General features: G+C 45.5%; 17 protein-coding genes and 1 pseudogene. 4 read left to right on the top strand and 14 right to left on the bottom strand.

Going from position 1 to position 13864, the window contains the following annotated elements; translation table 11 throughout:
• Positions 1 to 106: 106 nt before the first annotated feature.
• Positions 107 to 646 carry a Uma2 family endonuclease gene (locus OSC7112_RS09205; protein WP_015175649.1) on the bottom strand — a complete coding sequence of 180 codons (540 nt, stop codon included), beginning with the start codon at positions 644 to 646 and terminating at the stop codon, positions 107 to 109.
• Positions 647 to 1415: 769 nt separating this feature from the next.
• Positions 1416 to 1859 carry a hypothetical protein gene (locus OSC7112_RS09200; RefSeq protein WP_015175648.1) on the bottom strand — a complete coding sequence of 148 codons (444 nt, stop codon included), beginning with the start codon at positions 1857 to 1859 and terminating at the stop codon, positions 1416 to 1418.
• A 144-nt stretch (positions 1860 to 2003) separates the two neighbouring features.
• On the opposite strand from OSC7112_RS09200, the gene OSC7112_RS09195 reads away from it, so the two are divergent.
• The 3 genes and pseudogenes from OSC7112_RS09195 (at position 2004) to OSC7112_RS09190 (ending at position 2821) form a co-directional block, all read left to right on the top strand.
• Positions 2004 to 2216 carry a helix-turn-helix domain-containing protein gene (locus OSC7112_RS09195; protein WP_006631112.1) on the top strand — a complete coding sequence of 71 codons (213 nt, stop codon included), beginning with the start codon at positions 2004 to 2006 and terminating at the stop codon, positions 2214 to 2216.
• A gap of 57 nt (positions 2217 to 2273) precedes the next feature.
• Positions 2274 to 2486, top strand: a pseudogene (locus OSC7112_RS35495) (helix-turn-helix domain-containing protein).
• Positions 2487 to 2512: 26 nt separating this feature from the next.
• Positions 2513 to 2821, top strand: coding sequence for a DUF2442 domain-containing protein (locus OSC7112_RS09190; protein ID WP_015175647.1), 309 nt, complete (start codon positions 2513 to 2515; stop codon positions 2819 to 2821).
• A 214-nt stretch (positions 2822 to 3035) separates the two neighbouring features.
• Here the strand turns inward: OSC7112_RS09190 and OSC7112_RS09185 are convergent, their stop codons facing one another.
• From OSC7112_RS09185 to OSC7112_RS09135, 9 genes are all read right to left on the bottom strand, one after another.
• Positions 3036 to 3989: a F0F1 ATP synthase subunit gamma gene (locus OSC7112_RS09185; RefSeq protein ID WP_015175646.1), complete on the bottom strand. Its 954-nt coding sequence runs from the start codon at positions 3987 to 3989 to the stop codon at positions 3036 to 3038.
• A gap of 323 nt (positions 3990 to 4312) precedes the next feature.
• Positions 4313 to 5830 carry a F0F1 ATP synthase subunit alpha gene (gene atpA, locus OSC7112_RS09180; protein WP_015175645.1) on the bottom strand — a complete coding sequence of 506 codons (1518 nt, stop codon included), beginning with the start codon at positions 5828 to 5830 and terminating at the stop codon, positions 4313 to 4315.
• A gap of 118 nt (positions 5831 to 5948) precedes the next feature.
• Positions 5949 to 6494, bottom strand: coding sequence for an ATP synthase F1 subunit delta (gene atpH / locus OSC7112_RS09175; RefSeq protein ID WP_015175644.1), 546 nt, complete (start codon positions 6492 to 6494; stop codon positions 5949 to 5951).
• A 3-nt stretch (positions 6495 to 6497) separates the two neighbouring features.
• Positions 6498 to 7025 carry a F0F1 ATP synthase subunit B gene (locus tag OSC7112_RS09170; RefSeq protein WP_015175643.1) on the bottom strand — a complete coding sequence of 176 codons (528 nt, stop codon included), beginning with the start codon at positions 7023 to 7025 and terminating at the stop codon, positions 6498 to 6500.
• A gap of 87 nt (positions 7026 to 7112) precedes the next feature.
• Positions 7113 to 7580 carry a F0F1 ATP synthase subunit B' gene (locus OSC7112_RS09165; RefSeq protein ID WP_015175642.1) on the bottom strand — a complete coding sequence of 156 codons (468 nt, stop codon included), beginning with the start codon at positions 7578 to 7580 and terminating at the stop codon, positions 7113 to 7115.
• A gap of 26 nt (positions 7581 to 7606) precedes the next feature.
• Positions 7607 to 7852, bottom strand: coding sequence for an ATP synthase F0 subunit C (atpE, locus tag OSC7112_RS09160; protein WP_015175641.1), 246 nt, complete (start codon positions 7850 to 7852; stop codon positions 7607 to 7609).
• A 140-nt stretch (positions 7853 to 7992) separates the two neighbouring features.
• Positions 7993 to 8748, bottom strand: a complete 756-nt coding sequence (atpB, locus tag OSC7112_RS09155; protein ID WP_015175640.1) for a F0F1 ATP synthase subunit A — start codon at positions 8746 to 8748, stop codon at positions 7993 to 7995.
• 26 nt (positions 8749 to 8774) lie between these two features.
• Positions 8775 to 9230, bottom strand: coding sequence for an ATP synthase subunit I (locus OSC7112_RS09150; protein ID WP_041622446.1), 456 nt, complete (start codon positions 9228 to 9230; stop codon positions 8775 to 8777).
• A gap of 1156 nt (positions 9231 to 10386) precedes the next feature.
• Positions 10387 to 10836 carry a nitrate reductase associated protein gene (locus OSC7112_RS09135; protein WP_015175636.1) on the bottom strand — a complete coding sequence of 150 codons (450 nt, stop codon included), beginning with the start codon at positions 10834 to 10836 and terminating at the stop codon, positions 10387 to 10389.
• Positions 10837 to 11089: 253 nt separating this feature from the next.
• Here OSC7112_RS09135 and moaA point away from each other — a divergent pair, with 253 nt between their 5' ends.
• Complete coding sequence (gene moaA / locus OSC7112_RS09130; RefSeq protein WP_015175635.1) at positions 11090 to 12079, top strand: GTP 3',8-cyclase MoaA; 990 nt, start codon at positions 11090 to 11092, stop codon at positions 12077 to 12079.
• A gap of 558 nt (positions 12080 to 12637) precedes the next feature.
• Here moaA and OSC7112_RS35490 read toward each other — a convergent pair.
• From OSC7112_RS35490 to OSC7112_RS40870, 3 genes are all read right to left on the bottom strand, one after another.
• Positions 12638 to 12811, bottom strand: a complete 174-nt coding sequence (locus OSC7112_RS35490; protein WP_071883977.1) for a type II toxin-antitoxin system HicB family antitoxin — start codon at positions 12809 to 12811, stop codon at positions 12638 to 12640.
• Between the two features lie 115 nt (positions 12812 to 12926).
• The gene (locus OSC7112_RS09120; RefSeq protein WP_015175633.1) at positions 12927 to 13331 is read right to left on the bottom strand and encodes a DOPA 4,5-dioxygenase family protein; all 405 of its coding nucleotides are present in this window, start codon (positions 13329 to 13331) and stop codon (positions 12927 to 12929) included.
• 261 nt (positions 13332 to 13592) lie between these two features.
• On the bottom strand, positions 13593 to 13814 hold the full coding sequence (locus tag OSC7112_RS40870) for a DUF5615 family PIN-like protein (RefSeq protein ID WP_223300795.1): 222 nt from the start codon (positions 13812 to 13814) through the stop codon (positions 13593 to 13595).
• Between the last annotated feature and the right edge of the window lie 50 nt (positions 13815 to 13864).

Here is a 13864-nt window from a genome sequence, read left to right as displayed (position 1 = left end):
AAATCTGGATTAAACACCACCGAATAGAATTCGGGGCTATACAAACGAAGTCCGCCTACGCGGACTGGGGGAGCCTTAAAGATATTGTAGCAATTTAGTTTGATGTTTAAGCTAGCAATCGATCGACATCAATGCTAAAACCTATGAGTATTTGTTGGGTGCTGGCGGTATCGCCGGATCGAAATGTCAATATTTGATTTTGAGTCATCACGAATATTAAACGACTTTCGGGAAAAACTAACCAGACTTCCTGACAGCTAGATTCTAAATATTCCTGTGCTTTGAGAAAGACATCTTCAGCGATATCGGTGGGTGAAACTATTTCGGCAATTAAAGGAAAACTTTGGGGTAAAGTGGCAAGATTGCCAAATTGTGCAACTAATTCGGGTGTGAGATAAGCGACATCGGGACGGCGAATTTGTTGGTTAGTGCGGCAAGGAACCTCGACATAAGCTTCTCCACCTTGTCCGCTGGAATCTTTGTAATCTCCCCAGTAACGACTTAGCTTTGACTGAATTTTACCCGTCTTTAGTGTCATGCCATTTTTCTCCACAAGTTGACCGTCTACCAATTCCATGTTGTCGGGCGGCTCGGTGACGAAATCTTCTAGAGCTAAATTATCTGATATTATGGTAGCAGTGACCATCGTTAGTTCCTCGCTTTTACAAAATTGACTTGTTACTATTATGGCTGATGGGGAAGGGCGATCGCACTTTGACCGACACTGCTGAAATTATACTGTAACGCCGTCAGGCCGAGCAACGCAGGCTGACTTGGTTCTAATAGCGACAGCTTTTAACCTTTCGGTTGTCGGCATTACGGGTATTTCCGGCGATCGACAAAAATCTTTAGCAATCGATCTGGAAATTAAACATCGTCAAGGATAAGCGACTTTTATGAACAATATCGGCAGTGTTTACCGCCAATTGCACCCAACAGAGAAAGCAATTAAGCAATATCCAAGCGGTCAGTATCTTGGGGGATGTGGATGATTTAGCAACCGCTTTATTTTGTATTTTATACTATCAGGAAAAGCAGGATAATAGCCGATAGCAAGCCCTGCGAAAAGCACAATTTAAGCTCCGTAACTTGACAGGAGATGAGTTCTATGGTAAATATTAACTGCCGTTAGAGGATTATTTTGAGCAGCAACAAAAAGGAGAAAAGCAAGCATAAATTGTCAAATATGTGCGATTTCGTTTAGATTTGCTTTGTCGGGAAACATTGCCTTTTGTTAGTCCCTATAATTGGGCGGGGTTTGTGTCCCAGGGTTTGGCGTAGGAGAAACAGTAGCATTTACATTCCTGGACAGATCAAAGCCACAGAAACCGGATTTTTTACCGTATCTGCAGGCTGTAACGCATCTTCTCGTCAAAAAAACCCGATTTCTAACCTCCCCTGCGTCTAGGACTAATTTAGAAATGTTCCAGCAGAGATTTCTCTTGTGCGTAAACCTTTCGCAGCGACTCCAGGGCGATCGCCCCCAACATCAATTTAATCACCCCCACCAATTCCCCCCACTCCAACAATTCAGAAACACAAACAGCTTTCTGAAATCTCGCCGCATAGAAATCCACCCAAAAATCCGGCGCGTGTCTCTGTTTCTGACTCGCCATCCGGCGCTTCCAATAACCAAAATCTAAACCAGAGGGCGATTCCACCCCCAAAACAGGCGGAAAGTCGGCATAACTGACAAACCGACTCATCCCTTTGGCGTGCACGTACAGGATATGCGCCCAGCACTCGAAGCGATATATTTGTTCTACCTTGATTTTCAGCAGCCGCGCGATCGCCTCTTTTGTCACAAACCGGCTCAATCTGTGTCTGGGGGTTGATTTTCGCGAAAATTTTGTTAACATGATGTTAAGCAAATCCTTTGTAAAGAGTACAAACTTTTGTAAAGGAATTGAATTTGGATAGGCGATCGCTTTTTAGTTTTCCAGACCTGGGGGCGATCGCTTTTTACGATATTTTTATTAAAAACTAAATCTAGTTTTTTGTCAATGGGTTTAATTAGATTGCGGGTTAAAGAATTTGCTGCTGAGAAAGGCTGGACGATCAAAGAGGTTTCTGAGCGATCGGGAGTCATTTACAGCACACTCACCACCTATTCACGTTCTCCGGGAATGGCAATGGTTGATTTTACTTGTCTGCTGAAGTTGGCACGTACTTTTGACGTGATGGTGGAAGATTTGGTTGAGGTCGTCAAAGAGTAGTCGCTCGCTTTTTACAGTACAATCGGATGACTTATATTAGTCAAGTGTCAATAGCTTATGGGATTAATTAAGTTGCGGGTTTGAGAATTCGCTGCTGAGAAGGGCTGGACGCTGAAAGAAGTTTCAGAGCGATCGGGCGTCGTCTACAGCACGCTCAGAACCTATGCCCGATCGCCCGGATTAGCAACAGTTGACGTGACAGCCTTGCACAAGTTGGCAAGGACTTTTGATTTGTCGATCGAAGATTTGTATGAAATTGTCCAGGAATAGTCGATCGCAATTATTAGCAGGTTGGAATGACTTCTTTAATGGTTGAGTTGCTAGAAATCCCCCAAGCACAAAACGTAGTTGTTACAGACGACGCGCTAACAGTCGATCTATCCGATGGTCGTACTATTTCTGTTCCTTTAGCTTGGTATCCTCGGCTATTGCATAGCACACCAAACGAACGCAATAATTGGCGATTTATTGGTGGAAATGAGGGAATCCACTGGCCTGATATTGACGAAGACATTAGCATCAAAAATATTATTCTCGGTAAACCATCTGGAGAAAGTCACAAGTCATTTCAGCGGTGGTTAGAGGAACGCGGGAAGATAGTCTAATCCAAAATTCGGTCATCGGAATTGATATTACCCACAGTCAGGACACGGCAGTGCCCTTGGACTACAATTAATCGGTGATGGTTACATCCCAAGCGAGAAAGATTGATTATTTTGGGTAGGGAAACGGCACGGTGCCGTGTCCTCCTTTGCTTAAAAAAAGCGCCTGAGTTTCCTCAGACGCTTACCATAAAATCAACAAATTGTCAACCCTAACCTAACCCTTCAAAGCCTCAGCACCGCCGCAAACTTCCAGGATTTCCTGAGTAATTGCCGCTTGCCGCGCCTTGTTATAAGTCAGCGTCAAAGTACCGATCAAATCGCTAGCATTCTCACTAGCATTGTTCATTGCCGTCATCCGCGCAGCCAACTCGCTAGCGGCAGACTCTTGCAAAGCCCGCAGCAATTGGTTGTTCAAATACAAGGGCAAAAGAGCATCCAGAATTTGCGCCGGATCTTGCTCAAAAATCATGTCGCGGGGCAAACTCTTCTTAGTAGGTGCAGCAACCTTTTCCCGCGATACTTGAAACTCTCCGCCTTTCGTAGTCAAGCGGAAGATTTCATCGTCTTGCACTTCAAAACCTTGGGGGTCGAGGGGCAGCAAAGTTTGAATTACCGGGCGCGAACTAATTAGCGACACAAACTTGGTGTAAATTAACTCAACTCTGTCCACAGTTCCCGACAGGAACAAAGAAAGCAATTCGTCAGCAATTTGTGCCGCTTCCGATGCTGTGGGAATTTGTTCCAAGTTAGCGTAAGTAGCATCGATCGGCTGTTCGCGCCGCTGGAAATACTGAGTAGCTTTGCGTCCTACCAACACGTATTTGTAGTCTAAGCCTTCAGCTTTGATTTCCTTAGCGCGATTTTCGGCGTATCTGATAATGTTGCTGTTGTAGCCGCCGCACAAACCCCGATCGCCCGAAACTACCAACAGTCCCACCGATCGCACTTCGCGTTTTTTCAGCAGGGGCGAATCCAAATTTTCAAACTGCAAGCGTTCCGCCAAACCGTACAATACCTCTGCCAGTCGATCGGCAAAAGGCCGAGTTGCAGTCACCTGTTCTTGAGCCCGGCGCACCTTAGCAGCCGCCACCAAGCGCATTGCTTCTGTAATCTTTTTAGTGTTCTTGACCGACTTAATGCGATCGCGAATAGTTTTCAGATTTGCCATAATTTTCTCCTTTTTTCTTAGCCTTTATTCTGAGTTCTCAGCCGCAGTAGGGACACTCCAAGAGCTCATTATTGTCAACTTAAGCTTTGAGTCCGCCAGTCTTTCCGCCCACCCGTTAGTCCGCCAGGGGTTTTAACCCCTGTCTAATAGCTAAAGTCCTCTAAAAGAGGACTAATGAGTTTAAAAATTCTTCTTCTGGGTCTTCAGTCCTCATAGCGAGGACTTTAGCTTTGAGGCAGGGGTTTCAACCCCTGCCGGACTATCGGTTTAACGTTAAGTTGACACCAATAGGCATTGCCGTATCCCTAAAGATTTCGTGCTAATTACGCAGAAACTAAGAAACTTTGCTTGTATTCAGCGATACCTTCTTTCAGCAGCTTCTCAGCTTCATCAGTCAAGGCCTTTCCGCCTTGAACAATTTCGCCGTACTTCGGCTTGCTAGTCCGCAAATAGTCGCGCAAACCAACTGTAAACTTGTTGACTTTTTCCACAGGAATGTCATCCATATAGCCGTTAATACCGGCATAGATTACAGCCACTTGTTCGTTCATCGGCAGAGGCGAACTTTGGGGCTGTTTCAACAGTTCCCGCAAGCGCTGACCGCGCGCCAATTGATTCTGAGTAGCTTTATCCAAGTCAGAAGCAAACTGAGAAAATGCTGCCAGTTCTTCAAACTGCGCCAATTCCAATTTCACCTTACCCGCTACTTTTTTCATCGCCTTAGTTTGAGCTGCCGATCCTACCCGCGATACCGAAATACCGGGGTTTACTGCCGGACGCAAACCAGCGTTAAACAAGTCAGAAGAAAGGAAGATTTGACCGTCGGTAATCGAAATTACGTTCGTCGGAATGTAAGCAGAAACGTCACCAGCTTGGGTTTCGATAATCGGCAAAGCAGTCATGCTGCCTTCGCCCAAATCGTCGCTCAATTTAGCAGCGCGTTCTAGCAAGCGAGAGTGCAGGTAAAACACGTCTCCGGGATAAGCTTCGCGACCGGGAGGACGGCGCAGCAACAGCGACATTTGGCGGTAAGCTTGTGCTTGTTTGGAAAGGTCATCGTAAATGACCAAAGTGTGCTTGCCTTTGTACATGAAATACTCGGCTAAGCTAGCACCTGTGTAGGGAGCCAAATATTGCAGGGTTGCGGGGTCGCTAGCGTTGGCTGCTACTACGATCGTGTAGTCCATCGCGCCCTTTTCTTGCAGGACGTTGACGATGTTAGCTACTGTAGAAGCTTTTTGACCGATCGCCACGTAAACGCAGATCACGTTTTCCGATTTTTGGTTAATAATCGTGTCGATCGCGATCGCAGTTTTACCAGTTTGTCTGTCACCGATAATCAGTTCCCGCTGTCCTCTTCCCACCGGAATCATCGCATCAATAGCGGTAATTCCTGTTTGCATCGGTTCGTAAACTGAACGGCGAGAGACAATCCCCGGTGCCGGAGATTCAATCAAGCGAGATTCAGTAGTTTTAATGTCTCCTTTGCCGTCAATCGGACGGGCCAAAGCATCAACTACCCGTCCCAACATTGCTTCACCCACGGGGACTTCAGCAATTCTGCCAGTAGCAGTAACTGCCGAACCTTCTTGAATGCCGAGGCCTTGGCCCATCAACACTGCACCCACGTTATCTTCTTCGAGGTTCAGTGCAATACCAACCGTGCCGTCGGCAAATTCTAGCAATTCCCCAGACATAACTTTATCTAAGCCATAAATCCGGGCAATGCCGTCGCCTACTTGCAGAACCGTACCGACGTTAGAAACTTTAACATCTTGGTCGTACTGCTCAATTTGCTGGCGAATAATGCTGCTAATTTCGTCTGGTCTGATTGCTGCCATGTCAGTTGTCAGTTATTATTTGTCAGTTATCCGTTGTCAGTTGTCAATTGTCAGTTGTTCCAAACTACTAACAGTTAACTCCTAACTCAATTAGCTAATAGTTATCAGCTATTAACTATTAAGAATTCAATCGAATTCCCAAGCGGCGCAATTGTCCTCGCAGGCTGGCATCAATCACTTGAGAGCCTACTTTAATCACGACTCCGCCGATTAAATCTGCGTCTATTTTGGTTTCAATTTCTACTTGCCTTGCGCTTGTCATCGCCTGCACTTTCTCGCGAACAGTTTGCTGCTGAGCGTCTGAAAGCGGGACAGCAGAGGTAACTTCCGCCAAAACAGTTTGGTTGAGTTCTCGGAGTTCGGCCAAGTATTTTTTACCAATTCCTTCTAAAAAAAGAATCCGTCCTTTGTCTACTAACAGCCGCAAAAAGTTCTGCATCAACGGGTGCATTTCTGACCCCGCTATTCGATCGATGACGGCTTTTTTATCCTGCGGATTCACCAGAGGACTGCCTAGAAACAGGCGCAGTTCCTCCGAATTTTCTAGCAGGTTCAGCAAGGAGCGGATATCTTCGCCGAACTTCTCTGAGAGGTTGTTAGACTTAGCCAGTGACATCAAAGCGGATGCGTAAGGCTGTAAGACTTCGGTGCTGACTTTACTCACTTTCTAGCCTCCCAGTAAGGCAATGCTGCGATCGATTAATTGGTGTTGAGCGTTTTCGTTCAAGCTAGTTTTTAGCTGGCCTTCCACCCTTTCTAATGCCATAGATACAACGGCAGATCTGAGTTGGGCGATCGCTCTTTCCCGCTCTGCTTCCAACTCTTGACCTGCTGTTGCTTTCATACGTTCAACTTCCTGCGCTGCCTGAGCTAGAATTGCTTCTTTGGCTTTCTTCGCATTTTCTTCAGCAGCGGATCGAATCCGTTCCGCTTCTGCTTGGGCCTGAGTCAATTTCTGCTGTTGTTCTGCTAGAGATGCTGCTGCATCTTTTTGGCGAGTTTCTGCTTCTTTAATCGCCTCTTCGATAGCGGAGCGTCTTTCGCTGAGGATGTTCCCTAAAAAGCCGCGCCCGAAGTAAAACAGCAATCCAATAACAACGATCAGGTTAATCAGGTTGGTTTCTAAAATATCGAAATTTAAACCGAAACCACCTTCCCCGCTAGCTTCTGTGGCTAGCAATAAAACAGTCCCCATGATACTCTTCCATAATTGCGCGTGCAGGTTTGGTGAACCGATTTTAGATTTGAGCGTTTACCCAAAATCTAAAACTGTTCGATAGAGCTATTTGACCAGTGCAGTGCCTAATAGCTTTTCAAGAATTTGTCGGCTCAGGACATCTACTTCTTGCTCCAGCGAGCGCATTGCCTCTTGTTTTTGTTGCTCAATCTCTTGTCCTGCCTTTTCTCGCGCCTCTTGAGCTTCTTTTTGAGCCTCAGCTACTTTTGCCGACGCGGTTTTTTGGGCATCTGCTTGAGCAGCAGCAATTACTGCTTGAGACTGCTTGCGAGTTTCTCCCAGTTTTTGTTCGTATTCCTGCGCTAATTTCTGAGCTTTCGCCAAGCGTTCCTGAGCCGACAGTTGAGTGGTGCGGATGTATTCATCCCGCTCGTCGAGCATCTTTGTCAGGGGCTTATAGAAAACAGCATTCAGGACTACCATCAAAACTAGGAACTGCAACGCCATAAAGGGCAAAGTTGCATCAAAATCAAACACTTTTAGTTCCTCCTTGGTTTTGGGGCGGAAAGACATCCGCCCCTTTTCGCAGTCCTTCAGTATTAAGCGAAGGGATTAGCAAACAGCAGCACCAATGCAATAACCAGACCGTAGATGGTCAGGGATTCCATGAATGCTAAGCTCAGCAGGAGAGTACCGCGAATTTTGCCTTCTGCTTCCGGCTGGCGGGCAATACCTTCTACTGCTTGACCGGAGGCATTACCTTGACCGATACCAGGTCCGATCGCGCCTAAACCAATAGCTAAACCGGCGGCGATAACAGAAGCAGCAGCAATTGTCGGATTCATGATAAATTTCCTTAACCTTGGTGTACAGATTGAAAAACAGATAGTGCGTAATTGGTAATTGGTAATTAGTCATTAGTCATTAGTCATTGGACTGCCGATCTCTGACATATCGCTATTAGGCATTAACCAATTCCAGAGTGTTAATCGTGGTGTTCGTCGCCGTGTCCTTCCAATGCTTCGTGAATGTAAGCTCCTGCCAAGGTGGCAAATACCAAAGCTTGAATCGCACTGGTAAACAGACCCAACATCATTACGGGCAGAGGTACAAACAGGGGAACTAACAGCACCAGCACCGCTACCACTAATTCATCCGCTAAGATGTTACCAAATAAACGGAAGCTCAGGGAAAGAGGCTTGGTGAAATCTTCCAAAATCGCGATCGGCAACAAAATTGGGGTTGGTTCGATGTACTTAGTAAAGTAACCCAAACCCCGCCTGCTGAAACCCGCATAAAAATATGCCAGAGAAGTCAACAAAGCAAGTGCTACCGTCGTGTTGATGTCGTTGGTCGGAGCTGCTAGTTCGCCTTCTGGCAACTTAATTAGTTTCCAAGGAACTAAGGCCCCCGACCAATTCGATACAAAAATAAACAGGAACAAAGTGCCAATGAATGGCAACCAGGGACGGTACTCTTTCTCGCCGAGTTGATTTCTAGCCAAGTCTCGAATGAATTCTAAGGCGTACTCCATGAAATTTTGCATTCCGCGCGGAATTCTCTGCATATTGCGAGTTGCCGCCAGGGAAGCTATCAGGAGTAGAGCAATCACAATCCAGGAGGTGATGAATACCTGCCCGTGCACTTTGAGATTACCGATGTGCCAGTAGAAATGCTTGCCAACTTCCAACTCTGCGAGGGGAAAAGCATTAAAGGCATTTAAGACATTTAGCATTTCCATTCACAACAAATTCACACAGTGAGGGTTCACCGACTGCCTGACCCGTTTTGCGGGTCGGGAACGAACAGGCCTTGCAGCATATAAAAGACGAGCGCGCCCTTATATGTCAGAAATCCCAAAAATACGGGCAAAATGTGTAGCTGATTCCACTGAGTTGCTACTACAATCAACCCAATAAATACAGCCAACCGATTTTTACTCAGACTCCTCTTTTGCGGGCCGAGGCGCTCAACGTCTTTGGCCAACATTCTCAAGTAAACCACACCTACGATCGCCCCAATCAAGTAATTTAGGGCAATGTTGAGCGAATAAAAAATCCACACAGAAATAAAAATTATTCCCGTGAAAGCGAGTGTGACTACAAACAACTGTTGCTGAAGTTTGTAGAAATCTTGCATAGCATCAGTGGACTCCGGTTCGGACGAACCTGTCTGAGAGATGTCCTGCGTTTGGGCGGTGGATGCGCGAGATTGATCTGACAAGGTTACTTGACTTTCAAAGCAGTCGGTGTTAGTTGACTCCCACTACAATTAATTCGGTTGAAACCGTCTTGTAGCGACAAGTGTGACAAACGTTACAGCTCGCACACTTCACATCGAATAATACCACGTGCAGGTAACATAACTTAAAAAAAAATGAATTTTTTTGCTGGTTTCTGAGAAACGTAGATTCGAGGCTCAGCCTCGCTTGGGAGTCCTGCCGGGCACAGTCGAGGGGTTGAAATCCCTGTCGGACTTTTGGATTGTGCGATTGTCCCGAAGCCCGACAGGGAATTAATTCCCTGTCTCATAGCACAAGTCGGTTAAAAACCGACTGACATCAGCAATCATTTTCAATTAGTCGTCTTCAGACGACTTTCGCTATGAGACAGGGGTTTAAACCCCTGTCGGACTATCGGGCCATCGGGTTGTCGGATTGTCGCGAAGACCGCTGAACGCACATACCAAAGAAACCGGGTTTTTTATCGAGATTAAAGGCTGCAACAAAGTATTTTCTCTAAAAACCCGGTTTCTGAATCTAGGGCCGTACATTCGGTTCGATCGATCTTGCACCACCGAATCGCACTTGTCGAGCGATCGCCCGTAGGGTAAATTCGAGGCAGAGCCTCGCTTACCTGCATTATCAGGCACAGCCTGGTGAACGATGTATTTGTACTTACAATCGATTCATAAAATAGGGAGAAGTGGTGATGCTCGATATGAAGTTGATTCAATCTTGTCTTTATGTGTTAGATTGTGCTCGCATTGAATATGATGCCAGCCAACTCAAGTTTTCTCAATAAAACTACGAATTAGATGAGGAAGAAGAAGCGCGACGGGAACCTAATGCAGAAGTTACTATTTGGATTGACGGGCAAAAACCTGGTGAACCAGCCCGTTATGTTGAGTTTACCGCTTGTGACTATTTTATTGCATATTGGGAGTTGTGCCTGCGATACGAAAACGGTAATGTACGAGTGTTACAAGAATCCACTGATTTTATTGAGGATAAAGTTTGGTCTGAGTGGGATTGTCGCTACGACGATTGATATTAATTGCTTTAATTGCATTTAAACGGTTGCGCCCTGAGTACCTTATTGCTTGAAGTAGAAGTGTTAATGAGGACTGAAGTCCTCACTACGAACTTTTTGTCTGAGGATTATGCAACGAGGTGAAACTCTCGAACAGCCGGAAGGAAGTTTCTATTTTCGTGGCTCGATCGACTAAGCTTAATCAAAGCAAATCGCTGTAGAGGCTGCAAACTCGCCCACTGTGCCAAAGTAATTGTCACGCCGAACTCTTGCGCTTTGGCAGAAACCGACTCCGGTACAGTTGCAGCATCCATCCACGGGGGATTTTCATCAACCGCCAAATCAGTTCCCGGTTTGCCTGTGTGTAGAATTAATATTTTATTTAGCTGTTCTCGGTAATCAATAATTTCTGCTGGTGTCAAGCAAGGTTTCTCTACAAGGATTTGACGTTCTGCTTGAGTAAAATGATTCCAATCCTGCAACTTTAATTTAATACCGCAAGTATCTAACTTGAGACGTACCTGCATGGGGATACAGCGCAAAGCTTCCACAAAATCAGCTTCAAATTCAAAAAACATAGGTAAAAAGCTTAAATATTAAATTGATACTTATTATGAATAATATCATATTATATTGTTTTTTTTGCAACAGGCTTTCCGGCCTGTTCCACCAACAGACAATTTATCGACTTTGGGAAATTTGCAACAGGCTTTCCGGCCTGTTCCACCAACAGAAAATTTATCCACTGTGGAACGGGCATCTTGCCCGTTCATATTAATTGCAGAATCTCGCATCAGCGCTTACAATTAAATAATATTACAAACTATTGACATGAATCCCGTAGACTACCTTCGGATTAGCTTGATAGACCGCTGCAACTTCCGCTGTCTCTACTGTATGCCGGAAGGTAGCGAGTTGGACTATGTATTGCAGCAGCAGTTGTTAACTCACTCGGAATTGCTAACTCTGCTGCGGGAAGTTTTTATACCCGCGGGATTTACAAAGTTTCGGTTGACGGGTGGGGAACCGCTGCTGCGGCCTGGGGTGGTGGAATTGGTAAGGTCGATCGCCTCGATGCCCGAAACGCGAGATTTGTCAATGACAACCAACGGTTTTTTGCTGGCGGGAATGGCCGAAAATCTCTACAATGCTGGTTTGCGCCGGATTAATATTAGTTTGGATTCCTTGGAACCGGAGACTTTCGATAAGATAATTGGCAGTCGGGGTCGATCGCGGTGGATGCAAGTTTGGGAGGGAATTCAAGCGGCTTATCAAGCAGGATTCGACCCGCTGAAACTGAATGTTGTGGTAATTCCCGGTGTCAATGACGGCGAAATATTGGATTTAGCGGCGTTAACTATTAACCGGAATTGGCACGTCCGATTTATTGAGTTTATGCCGATCGGCAATGGGGATTTATTTGGCGATAAAGGTTGGGTAGCATCAGCCGAATTGCGGCAACAAATTAGCGACAAATACGGGTTAGCCGAGTCGGGGGTTCGCGGAAATGGGCCGGCGGATGTGTTTCAAATTCCGGGGGCGAAGGGCACTTTGGGATTTATCAGCCAAATGTCCGAGTGTTTTTGCGATCGCTGCAACCGGATGCGTTTGTCTGCTGACGGGTGGCTGCGGCCTTGTCTGCTGAACGAAACGGGTCAAATTGACTTAAAAACTGCTCTGCGTGATGGGACTCCTATCAGCGAATTGCGCGATCGAGTGCGGCACATATTAGAGATTAAACCGGAGATTAATTTCAAGCAGCGAGATTCGGGAACTACTCAAGGAAATTACAGCCGCACCATGTCTCAAATCGGCGGGTGATATCAATTCCGATTTTAGTATTCCCTCGATATTCTCTCCCCCTCTCTGTAATCTCTGCGTTCTCTGTGGTTAATTATAAATCAGGTATTTAACGATGAACACCATCTCGATCGCCATTTCAGACCGGCTGATGCTGAAGCTACAAAAAGTTGCTGCCCAGATGAATGTATCCATCGAAGAATTAGTCTTGATGAACATTGAAAGCTCGATCGCGCAACGAGAAAATCCCGCAGCAAATACCGATCGAGATATTTGCAATCAAAATGCTGAAATTGCGATCGAGGTAATTGACAAATTTTATACTCTTGCTACGGAATGGCAGAGTGAAGTTGCGGGAATGTCTTCGACAGCTCAAATGTCTCAGCATCCTGCATATCAAGAAATTATTAATATGGGTTCTCAAATCGTGCCGCTGTTGCTAGCGGAACTCAAAAAAAATCCCCTTTACTGGTTAGCTGCATTGAATGAAATTACGGGTGAAAATCCCATTAAACCGGAACAAAGGGGAAGGGTAAAACAGATGGCATCAGCTTGGATAGAGTGGGGTAAAGAGCGAGGCTACGCGATTGCTTCACGACTATTAGCAACATCGAGCCAACCTTCAATCGCATCTTTTAAATTAGCCATCACTTCTTCCATAGTATCTCCTTCGGTAATGCACCCAGGAAGTGCGGGAACTTCTGCCCAATAGCCACCTTCTTCTGCGGGATGGATGATTGCTCTAATTTTCATACATTTATTCAGTCATTGGTTAAGGATATTATAACTATTATTAATAAATACAGGAAATTATAGTCGCCGCACTATGTCTCAAATCGGCGGCTAATTATCTATTATCAGCGATAAGTCACTCTGGAGTAACGCCCTCGCCTTGGGCGCGGATCGATCGTAAGCTGGCGTTGGCTGTCCTAGGTCGCAGGAATTCGACATTCAACTCTAGTTTTTCTCCCAGCCACAAAGAATGTTTCGTGTGGTCGGCCACATCGTCGCCTGTTTCAGGGTGAATGAGAATATCGAGCCCCTCACGATTCAGCATTAACCAGGGAACGACTTTGCCAAACTGGTCTGGTAAAAATGCAACTTGATACATCGCTTGGGGGTGGGGGCCAATGGGTTTGTCATGCCAACGCCCAAGCTGCACCTCAAACTGAGTCAATCCTTCTCGTACACGCGCTGCGGCATCGCGATTATCAGCGTCGAAGTAAATATGTGCATGAAAACCAACGATGTTAATGGTGTCTTCTTTCATCATTTTTAGTGGATTATTGAGCAGAAATCGACAGCTTTATATTAGCTTAACTTGCTGGATATTTTGTTCACTCCTGTAAACTCCTTAAGTTGATATCTCCTCAGTGTTTGCTTTTTGGGTTTCATACTACGACAATACCAGTATACTCTCTGCTTCTCTATCTCCAAACTGACTAATGATGTCGATTTCATCTCGCAGAATTTGAACGATTTTAGATGTTGAGCAATTGCCAGCACGGAGATAAATAAATTTGGGAGGATGACCCTAAAGTAAACTCCGTTGATGAAAGTCAGAATCTTTGGAAACAATCACAAAATCATTTGCCTTTGCATATTCCCAAATTTCTGCATCATCAGTATTTGTGAGTCCTAGGGTTTTGACATGAACAGAATCGGGATAGAAACCGATAATTCTCTGAGTAGTTGGTCTGAGAGGTTTTCGTCCAACAGTAGTTTCACAGGGATGCCAGAAATAACTTTTTTTCACGATCTGCGGCAAAAGCAAGGCAGGCTTTGATGTCTGCCGAATTTACTAGG

Source organism: Oscillatoria nigro-viridis PCC 7112 (genome assembly GCF_000317475.1).
Classification (GTDB): domain Bacteria; phylum Cyanobacteriota; class Cyanobacteriia; order Cyanobacteriales; family Microcoleaceae; genus Microcoleus; species Microcoleus nigroviridis.
Note: the sequence above shows the minus strand (reverse complement) of the source record. Positions and strands in the feature narration are given on the sequence as shown.

Excerpts from the sequence above, each read along its gene's own strand:
- OSC7112_RS09205 (WP_015175649.1), bottom strand. The coding sequence starts at position 646 with ATGGTCACTGCTACCATAATATCAGATAATTTAGCTCTAGAAGATTTC.
- OSC7112_RS09200 (WP_015175648.1), bottom strand. The coding sequence starts at position 1,859 with ATGTTAACAAAATTTTCGCGAAAATCAACCCCCAGACACAGATTGAGC.
- OSC7112_RS09195 (WP_006631112.1), top strand. The coding sequence starts at position 2,004 with ATGGGTTTAATTAGATTGCGGGTTAAAGAATTTGCTGCTGAGAAAGGC.
- OSC7112_RS09190 (WP_015175647.1), top strand. The coding sequence starts at position 2,513 with ATGACTTCTTTAATGGTTGAGTTGCTAGAAATCCCCCAAGCACAAAAC.
- OSC7112_RS09185 (WP_015175646.1), bottom strand. The coding sequence starts at position 3,989 with ATGGCAAATCTGAAAACTATTCGCGATCGCATTAAGTCGGTCAAGAAC.
- atpA (WP_015175645.1), bottom strand. The coding sequence starts at position 5,830 with ATGGCAGCAATCAGACCAGACGAAATTAGCAGCATTATTCGCCAGCAA.
- OSC7112_RS09170 (WP_015175643.1), bottom strand. The coding sequence starts at position 7,025 with ATGGGGACTGTTTTATTGCTAGCCACAGAAGCTAGCGGGGAAGGTGGT.
- OSC7112_RS09165 (WP_015175642.1), bottom strand. The coding sequence starts at position 7,580 with ATGTCTTTCCGCCCCAAAACCAAGGAGGAACTAAAAGTGTTTGATTTT.
- atpE (WP_015175641.1), bottom strand. The coding sequence starts at position 7,852 with ATGAATCCGACAATTGCTGCTGCTTCTGTTATCGCCGCCGGTTTAGCT.
- atpB (WP_015175640.1), bottom strand. The coding sequence starts at position 8,748 with ATGGAAATGCTAAATGTCTTAAATGCCTTTAATGCTTTTCCCCTCGCA.
- OSC7112_RS09135 (WP_015175636.1), bottom strand. The coding sequence starts at position 10,836 with ATGTTTTTTGAATTTGAAGCTGATTTTGTGGAAGCTTTGCGCTGTATC.
- moaA (WP_015175635.1), top strand. The coding sequence starts at position 11,090 with ATGAATCCCGTAGACTACCTTCGGATTAGCTTGATAGACCGCTGCAAC.
- OSC7112_RS35490 (WP_071883977.1), bottom strand. The coding sequence starts at position 12,811 with ATGAAAATTAGAGCAATCATCCATCCCGCAGAAGAAGGTGGCTATTGG.
- OSC7112_RS09120 (WP_015175633.1), bottom strand. The coding sequence starts at position 13,331 with ATGATGAAAGAAGACACCATTAACATCGTTGGTTTTCATGCACATATT.